We start from the raw sequence: 8,327 nt of genomic DNA, 5'->3' as shown, positions 1-8,327 counted from the left end.
GCACGGAGCGGCTCGGCTCCGGCGATTACCATCCGAATTCTGGCGAAGTCGTAGGGCACGGCATACCGGCCCCAGTACGAGAGAAGGGTGTTCGTGCTGACCAGGATCGTCGCATCCGAAGAGTAGCAGAGCCGAGGAATGGTGTGGGAGCGAAGAGCCCAAGGATAAAGGAAACTGGGGAAGCCTCCCAGGAGAGGCACGAGCACGCCGGTCGTGAGCCCGAAGGCATGAAAGAGCGGCAACGCCGAAAAGACCTTATCTTGCGGCCCGGTTCCAACGACGGCAAGGGCTTGGGCGGCATTTCCCGCCAAGGCTCGGTGGCTGAGAAGCACCCCTTTCGGCGGTCCTTCGGAACCGGAAGTAAAGAGCACGACCGCCGGGTCGTCGAGGAGCGGGAGAGAAGTTTGCGGCGGAGAAAATCGGCTTTCGATCCAAGCCATGAGTGCATCGGTGCGTCGAGTGTTGCCTGGCAAATCCTCCACGAAGAAGAGCGAGAGCCCTGGAATCGTCGCAAGGCTTTCGTCGATTCCGGCAAGCCCCGGCGCAGCCAGCAGCCTTCGGCTCGTCACCACAGTCCGAAGCGAGGCGATTTCCGCCGCCTGCCGCAGGCCGGTTCTCCCGGCGGCCGGGTTGAGCAGTGTGGCAACTCTTCCTCGTCCACAGAGACCCAGCAGCGTCGCAACACCGACGACACTTGTGGGGAAGAGGATTCCGACCCTCTCCCCGGGCTTGCTCCGCCGGCCGAGGACGCGACCGAGCAGTGCGGATAGGGCGAGCAGCCGGCCGTAGGAAAAGGAGCCCACGACGGGATCCTCAAGAGCCGGCCGTGAAAAGCCGTGAAGCCGGGCCGCGCGTCTCACCCCTTCGAAGAGAGGCAAAAGCTCCGTGCTCTCGAAAAAGCCCAACTCCATGATTTCCTGAAGTCGAAGGAAGGCAAGCCGACGCGCTTTCCTCCGTTCGAGCCCGGCCGGTGCCTCGATTCGCGCCGGCCGACCCACCAGGATCGAGACTTTCGGCGCCAGCTTCTTTGCAACCGGCGCGGGACTGCCCCAAAAGAAATGGTCCGTCCCGCGGAGGATAAGGGATATGATGGGAGCGCCGCTGTGGAGGGCAAGAAATGCCGCTCCCTCTTGAATTTTCATGAGGCTTCCCGTGAGAGAGATCCTCCCTTCGGGAAAGAGGAGAACCGAACGCCCATGACGCAGAACGGCCAAAAGCTCCTTAAACGCAAAAGGTCGATCTTCTTCGACGAGAAAACGGTCCGCCTGACCAATCACCCATCGATAAAACGGATTTCGCAGCATCCCCGCGTAGACTACGAACACAGGTCGAATCGGCAGGAAAAGAGAAAGGATGGGCGCATCCATCAGCGAGAGATGATTCGCCACATAAATGGCCCGAGCGGGAAGCTCCGAAGAGCCGCGTATTTCTACGCGGAAGAGAAGGCGGGAGAGAATCTTGGCAATCGGCCGCACACAGGACGCTAGCCCGGAGTTCCGAGCTTTCTCGATGGCCATGGTCGTCCCCTTTTCCCCCAAACCACCATAGGAAGAGGATCGGCTCTTCACGAGACGAAAAGGGAGATGAGCCGCAAAGCTTGCGACGACGCATCCGCAGGCGATAGAATCGAATCGAATGGGGGCTTCCCCAGATGTGATCCGAGTCAATTCTTCCACGCCAAAGGAGATTCCATGAAAGCCGATGCACCCTCGCCCACCATGTCCACCCCTCTCCAAGCTTCCTTCGTGCGTTGGTTTTCCGAAATCGGCATCGAAGACGTGGCGACCGTCGGGGGGAAGAACGCGTCGCTAGGAGAAATGTATCGGGAGCTCTCGTCGCAAGGGGTCAAGGTTCCGAACGGCTTTGCGACGACGGCGGAGGCCTACCGGTATTTCCTGCGCGAGGCGGGGTTGGATCAGCGGCTTTCCGATATCCTCCGAGAGGTCAACAGCCGGAATTTGGAAGACTTGCGCAAGCGGGGGAAAGATGCTCGCCAAGCAATCCTTTCCGCGGCAATCCCTGCGGAGTTGGCCGCCGCGATTCGGGACGCCTACCGAAAGCTCAATGGGGACGGCGGGCAGCCAGCAGACGTCGCCGTCCGCAGCAGTGCGACCGCGGAAGATCTCCCAACGGCCAGCTTTGCCGGCCAACAGGAGACCTATCTCAACATTCAAGGCGAAGATCAGCTCTTGGTCGCTTGCAAGCGCTGCTTCGCATCGCTCTTTACCGACCGAGCGATCTCCTACCGGATCGACAAGGGATTCGACCATCTACGGATCGCTCTTTCAATCGGGATTCAGAAGATGGTTCGCTCCGATTTGGCCGCATCGGGAATCATGTTTTCGATCGATACCGAGAGCGGTTTTCCCGGCGCCGTGTTGATCAACGCCTCTTACGGTCTCGGGGAGAATATCGTCCAGGGAGCCATCAATCCGGACGAGTATTATGTCTTCAAGCCGACCCTGCGGGCCGGCTTTCGTCCGATATTGCAAAAGGCTCTGGGCTCGAAGGAGTTCAAGCTAGTATACGACCTTGGCGGTTCGAAGTTCGTCAAGAATGTGCCCGTTCCGCCCGAGGAGAGGCGCCGCTACGCCATCAGCGACGAGGAAATCTTGCAGCTCGCCCGTTGGGCCTGTGTCATCGAGGACCACTACAGCAAGAAGCGGGGGAAGTTTACCCCGATGGACATGGAGTGGGCGAAAGACGGATTGACCGGCGAGCTCTTCGTGCTGCAGGCCCGGCCGGAAACGGTCCAATCCCAGAAAAATCGGAACGTTTTGGAGATCTACCGGCTGCAGCAGAAGGGGAAGCCGTTGGTTTGGGGACGGAGCGTCGGCGAAAAAATTGCCAGCGGCGTCGCGCGGGTGATCCAAAGCGTTCCGCTTCTTCACGAATTCCGGGATGGGGAGATTCTCGTTACGGAGAAGACCGATCCCGACTGGGAGCCGGTGATGAAGCGGGCCGCTGCGATCGTGACCAATCGTGGCGGGCGTACCTGTCATGCCGCCATCGTGAGCCGGGAGCTCGGGGTTCCCGCCGTCGTCGGAACCGACAACGGCACGGAGGTCCTTCGCAACGGAGAGTCGGTGACCGTCTCCTGCGCCGAAGGGGAGGTGGGGACGGTCTACGAGGGCACGCTCCCCTTCACCGTGGAGCGCATCGACTTGCAGGAGCTGCCGCGGCCGAGGACCAAGATCCTCATGAACGTGGGCAATCCCGAGCAGGCTTTTTCCCTCTCCTTCATTCCCAATGACGGCGTCGGGTTGGCGAGGATGGAATTCATTTTGACGACCTATGTCCGCATTCATCCCATGGCGTTGATTCATTTCGATCAACTGGAGGACAAGGAGGCGAAGGCCGAGATCGAGCGGCTGACGGCGGGCTACCGGGAGAAACGAGAATTTTTCATCGAAAAGCTCGCCCAGGGTATCGCAATGATTACTGCGGCCTTTTACCCGAAGGACGTGATCTTTCGCCTTTCCGACTTCAAGACCAACGAATATGCCAACCTGATCGGAGGAAAGCAGTTCGAGCCTGTGGAGCGGAATCCCATGGTCGGTTTTCGAGGTGCCTCTCGGTATTACAATCCCCGCTACCAAGAAGGCTTTGCGCTCGAGTGCGCCGCAGCCAAGCGAGTTCGGGAAGAGATGGGGCTCACGAATCTCAAGTTGATGGTGCCGGTAGTGAGAACCGTGGAAGAGGGGCGTCGGGTGCTCGCCGAAATGGAGAAAAACGGCCTGGTCCGTGGACAAAACGGTCTGGAGATCTATATGATGTGCGAAGTCCCCAGCAACGTGATCTTGGCCGAGGAGTTTGCCGAGGTCTTCGATGGCTTCTCGATCGGCTCCAATGATCTGACGCAGCTCGTTCTCGGCGTCGACCGCGATTCCGAGATCGTGGCTCCGATCTTCGACGAGCGGAATGAAGCGGTGAAACGCATGGTTGCCCAGGTGATCCGCACGGCGAAGGCGGAGGGGCGAAAGATCGGCATTTGCGGCCAAGCTCCGAGCGATTATCCCGAATTTGCGGAGTTTCTCGTCGAGCAGGGAATCGACAGCATTTCCCTGAATCCCGACACGGTGATCAAGACCACGCTCGTCGTTCTGAAGAAGGAGAAGGAGCTTTCGCAGGGCAAAGACGAATGAGCCCCGGCGGAGAAGACGGTTCGGCGGAGCGGATCGCGTCGGATCTCTCCGCGGGTGTGTACGGGTTGGCTGCGTTCCTGCCGCCGCGGCGGGTGGCGGTGATTGGGGCGAGCGAAAGGCCGGGCAGCGTCGGTCGAGCGGTTCTCGAGAACCTTTCGAGCAGCTCCGCGAGCGTCTTCCCGGTGAATCCCCGCCACAGCCAAGTCTTGGACATGCCCTGCCATGCCAGCGTGACCGAAATCTCGCCGCCGCCCGACTTGGCCATCATCGCCACTCCGGCCCTTACCGTCCCTGGAATCATCGAAGAGTGCGCGGAGATCGGGGTGAAGGCCGCCTTGATTCTTTCCGCCGGCTTCAAGGAGACCGGTCCCGCCGGAAAGCTGTTGGAAGATCGGATGATCGCGACCGCCCGGGCGAAAGGGCTCCGGATCCTCGGTCCAAACTGCTTGGGCTTGATGCTTCCGCATGCTCATTGCAATGCCTCCTTTGCTGCGAAGATGGCCCTGCCGGGAAGTATCGCCTTTTTGAGCCAGAGCGGTGCCGTGGGGACGGCCATTCTCGATTGGAGTCTACGGGAAAAGATCGGGTTCAGCGCCTTCTTCTCTCTTGGATCGATGGCGGACGTCGATTGGGGAGATGTCCTTTTCTTCTTGGCGGATGATCCGAGGACCCGGAGCATCATCCTTTACATGGAGTCGATCGGGGATCCCGCTTCGTTTCTCTCAGCCGCCCGCGCGATCGGCTCTCAGAAGCCGGTCGTCGTGTTGAAGGTCGGCAGGACGAAGGCGGCCGCCCGTGCGGCTCTTTCGCATACGGGATCGCTGGCCGGAAGCGACGAAGCGATCGAAGCGGCTTTCCGTCGGGTCGGCGTCATTCGCGCACAGACCGTAGAGGAGCTCTTTTCGCTGGCAGAGGCGTTGGGCGGGAACGCACGTCCCTCGGGGCCCCGCTTGTCGATCTTGACCAACGCTGGCGGTGCCGGGGTCCTTGCGACGGACGCCCTCCTTCTCTCTGGAGGGGAGCTCGCGCCGCTCTCCGGGGAGACCCTCGAGGAGCTCGATCGGATTCTGCCTCCGAGTTGGAGCCGCAACAACCCGGTGGACATCATCGGGGACGCGGACGCGGATCGCTATCGCAAAGCGGCCGAAGTATTAAAAAAGGAGCCGCAGAGCGATGGGATGCTGGTGCTTCTCTGTCCGCAGGCGATGACGGAGCCGACGCGCACGGCGGAACTTCTCTGCGAGGCAGTGAAGGATTACGGGAAGCCGGTTCTCGCCGCTTGGATGGGCGGGGAAGCGGTAGAGGGAGGAACGGCTCTCTTCCATCAAGCCCGCATCCCCTGCTTCTCCTATCCGGAAGCTCCCGCGCGAGCCTTTGCCCTCATCTGGCAGCATCGGCGAAACCTCGAGCTCCTTTACGAGACTCCCCGCCTACTGGTGGATCCGGAGACATTGGGAACGGCGGCCGCTCGTTGCGAGGAGATTCTCCGGCGGGCGGAACGGGAGGAGCGCGTTCTGCTCGACGAGTGGGAGTCGAAGGAAATTCTTCGCGCCTTCGGGATTCCGGTGGTTGCCACCTGTCTGGCGGAAAGTGAGGAAGAGGCCGTCGCCCGAGCTCGATCGTTGGGGTTTCCCGTGGCGGTGAAGCTCCGTTCCCATAAGCTCCCCCATAAGAGCGATGTGGGGGGGGTTCGGCTGGGGATCGAGAACGAAGCGGCTCTGATCGCCGCTTACCGACAAATCCGGGATGCGGCTGTGGCGGCGGCCGGAGCCGATGCCTTTCTCGGGGTGACGGTCCAGGAGATGGCCGCAAAGAAGGGGATCGAGCTCATCCTGGGCAGTGCGGCCGATGCCCAGCTCGGACCGCTGCTGGTCTTCGGCGCGGGAGGAATTTTTGTGGATCTCCTAGAAGATCGAGCGACGGGGCTCCCGCCGCTCAACACGACATCGGCGAGGAGGATGATCGAAAGGACACGGATCGCCCGCGCGCTCCGAGGGATGCGGGGCATTCCCCCGTCGGACGAGAAGATTCTCGAAGAAATTCTGATTCGATTCAGCTCGCTGGTCCTCTCTCTTCCTCGGATTCGGGAAATCGACGTGAACCCACTCCTGGCTGCGGGCGATGGGGCGGTGACGGCTCTCGATGCGCGCATGGTTCTCTTCCCGCAGAGCACTCCTCCGGAGGCTCTTCCCCGTCCCGCCATCCGGCCCTATCCAGTCGAGCAGATCGAGACAACGAGATTGCGCGATGGAACCTTTCTCCGACTGCGGCCGATCCGGGGCGAGGACGAACCCCAACTGGTCGAGTTTCATCGGGGACTTTCGGAAGAAAGCGTCTTCTACCGCTATTTTCAGCACCTGAAATTGGAACAACGGGTTGCTCATGAACGACTGGCACGGATCTGCATGGCGGATTACAATATCGAGACGGTGTTGGTGGCGGAGGTTCTTCCTCCCCATCCAGAGGCCGGACGGATCGTCGCCGTCGGCCGCCTCAGCAAGCTTCACGGGTTTTCAGGGGCCGAGTTCGCCCTTGTGGTCTCCGATCGATGGCAGAGGAAGGGAATCGGCCGAATGCTGTTGGAGCGGCTGACATCGATCGGTCGGCGGGAAGGGCTCGAATGGATCATCGGCCGGATCCTGCCGGACAACGAGCCGATGAAGCGGATCTGCCTCGAATTGGGCTATCGCGTTCGGTTCAACGCGGAGTTGGGCGAGAACGAGGCGATCCTTTCCTTACGGATGCTCGGAGATGGAGGGAAGGCGGACCACAAGGAGGAGAGGTGAGAAGCGGGGAAAAAGCTTGGATCATTGCCACGGCGATCGGAATCGCAGGCAGCGCGGCGCCTGGATGGGCTGCCGAGGTCGATTTCGAGCGGTGCTTGAAGGCCGCATTGTCCGAGAAGCCGGGAAAAGTACGGGAGATGGAGATCGAGCGGGAAGAGCGAGGCGGGAAGATCTACAAATTTGAGATCAAGGATCGGGAGGGAAAGGAATGGAAGGTTCTCGTCAACGCCCAAACAGGGAGCCTGGTCGAGACCGAAGAAGCCGTGGGTAGGGGAAACCCGGCTTTTGAGAACGGGGCGAAGATCTCCTCGGAGGAAGCCCGCCGAATCGCTCTCGAGAAGTATCCGGGGAGGGTGAAGGAGGTGGAACGGAAGCTCGAGAAAGAGGGAACACCCGTTTACGAGGTGGAGATCGTGCCGAGGTCGGGAGGCAAGGAGCGGGAAGTGGAAGTCGATGCGGTGACCGCCAAGATTCGAGAGGTCCGCGAAGAGGAGTTCGAGATCGGCGAGCGGGATGAGGGAGATTAGCGGTTTTCGGATCGCGGTGCTTGCGCGGTATAGGGTTCGAACCTATGACCTCTCGCGTGTGAAGCGAGCGCTCTACCGCTAAGCTAACCGCGCTTGCTGCGTTCTCTTTTGATGCCATAGCTCCGAGGCGCCGGCAAGGGCGAATGAGGCGCGAAGCGCGTGCGGCGAGGCGTTCCCTTTCCTCTTGCCTTGCCATGAGGAAGTTTCCCGAGCAGACTGTCGGACGCAGAAAGAAGGAGCAGTAGCGGAGCATATGGCGCAGAGAGGGCTTGGCCGCGGACTCGATGCCCTTTTGGCGCGCGGCAAGATTGCTCTCTCAGAGCCGGATCGAGAGAAGGGAGAGCGCATCGAAAGTCTCCCGGTAGAGCGCTTGGTCAGCAGCCCCTATCAGCCGAGAAAGACTTTCAGCGAAGAAGCCTTGGAAGAGCTGGCAAGCTCGATTCGGGAGCGCGGAATTCTCCAACCGCTCATCGTCCGGCGGGTCGAAGAGAAGTACGAGATCATTGCAGGCGAGCGGCGGTGGCGTGCCGCCATCCGTACCGGACTTTCCGAGGTGCCCGCCATCGTTCGGAGCGCGAGTGATCAAGAGATGCTCGAGCTCGCGCTCGTGGAGAATCTCCAGCGCAGCGATCTTCCAATTCTCGAGGAGGCCCGGGGATATGCCCTTCTCCAGGAAAAATTCTCCCTCACTCAGGAAGCGATTGCGCAGAAGGTGGGGAAGAACCGGAGCACCGTTACCAATGCTCTGCGCCTTTTATCCTTGGAACCGGAAGTGCAGGAGCTTTTGGCGGGCGGCCGGTTGACCGGCGGTCACGGGAAGGCGATCCTCGGCTTGGAGGATTCAGCCGACCGCATCCGGGCCGCCCGCC

At 60.8% G+C, this 8,327-nt stretch carries 5 protein-coding genes and 1 tRNA gene; 4 read left to right on the top strand and 2 right to left on the bottom strand.

The genetic code is table 11. The features are described from left to right. Positions 1-1,676, bottom strand: a 1,676-nt coding sequence (locus tag FN369_RS00030) for an AMP-binding protein (protein WP_142524182.1), incomplete at its 3' end; no start/stop codon positions are given. Between the two features lie 15 nt (positions 1,677-1,691). Here FN369_RS00030 and ppsA point away from each other — a divergent pair. Genes ppsA through FN369_RS00015 form a run of 3 tightly spaced genes read left to right on the top strand, consistent with a single transcriptional unit; the run spans position 1,692 to position 7,458 of the window. Then, positions 1,692-4,145 carry a phosphoenolpyruvate synthase gene (gene ppsA / locus FN369_RS00025; RefSeq protein WP_142524181.1) on the top strand — a complete coding sequence of 818 codons (2,454 nt, stop codon included), beginning with the start codon at positions 1,692-1,694 and terminating at the stop codon, positions 4,143-4,145. Further along, a complete protein-coding gene (locus FN369_RS00020; protein WP_142524180.1) occupies positions 4,142-6,931 on the top strand; it encodes a bifunctional acetate--CoA ligase family protein/GNAT family N-acetyltransferase in 2,790 nt (929 codons plus the stop codon). The genes ppsA and FN369_RS00020 overlap by 4 nt, the downstream gene beginning before the upstream one ends. Then, entirely contained in the window at positions 6,928-7,458 is a 531-nt protein-coding gene (locus tag FN369_RS00015) for a PepSY domain-containing protein (protein WP_178087561.1), read from the top strand. Before FN369_RS00020 ends, FN369_RS00015 begins: the two co-directional genes overlap by 4 nt. Before the next feature lie 21 nt (positions 7,459-7,479). Here the strand turns inward: FN369_RS00015 and FN369_RS00010 are convergent. Beyond that, positions 7,480-7,551 (bottom strand) — tRNA-Val (locus FN369_RS00010). A gap of 160 nt (positions 7,552-7,711) precedes the next feature. On the opposite strand from FN369_RS00010, the gene FN369_RS00005 reads away from it, so the two are divergent. Further along, positions 7,712-8,327: ParB/RepB/Spo0J family partition protein (locus FN369_RS00005; RefSeq protein ID WP_142524178.1), on the top strand; the 616-nt coding region annotated here is incomplete at its 3' end.

Origin of the sequence: Methylacidimicrobium cyclopophantes (assembly GCF_902143385.2) — a bacterium.
Taxonomy (GTDB): domain Bacteria; phylum Verrucomicrobiota; class Verrucomicrobiia; order Methylacidiphilales; family Methylacidiphilaceae; genus Methylacidimicrobium; species Methylacidimicrobium cyclopophantes.
This window is presented reverse-complemented; position numbering and strand designations above follow the sequence as displayed.

Excerpts from the sequence above, each read along its gene's own strand:
- ppsA (WP_142524181.1), top strand. The coding sequence starts at position 1,692 with ATGAAAGCCGATGCACCCTCGCCCACCATGTCCACCCCTCTCCAAGCT.
- FN369_RS00020 (WP_142524180.1), top strand. The coding sequence starts at position 4,142 with ATGAGCCCCGGCGGAGAAGACGGTTCGGCGGAGCGGATCGCGTCGGAT.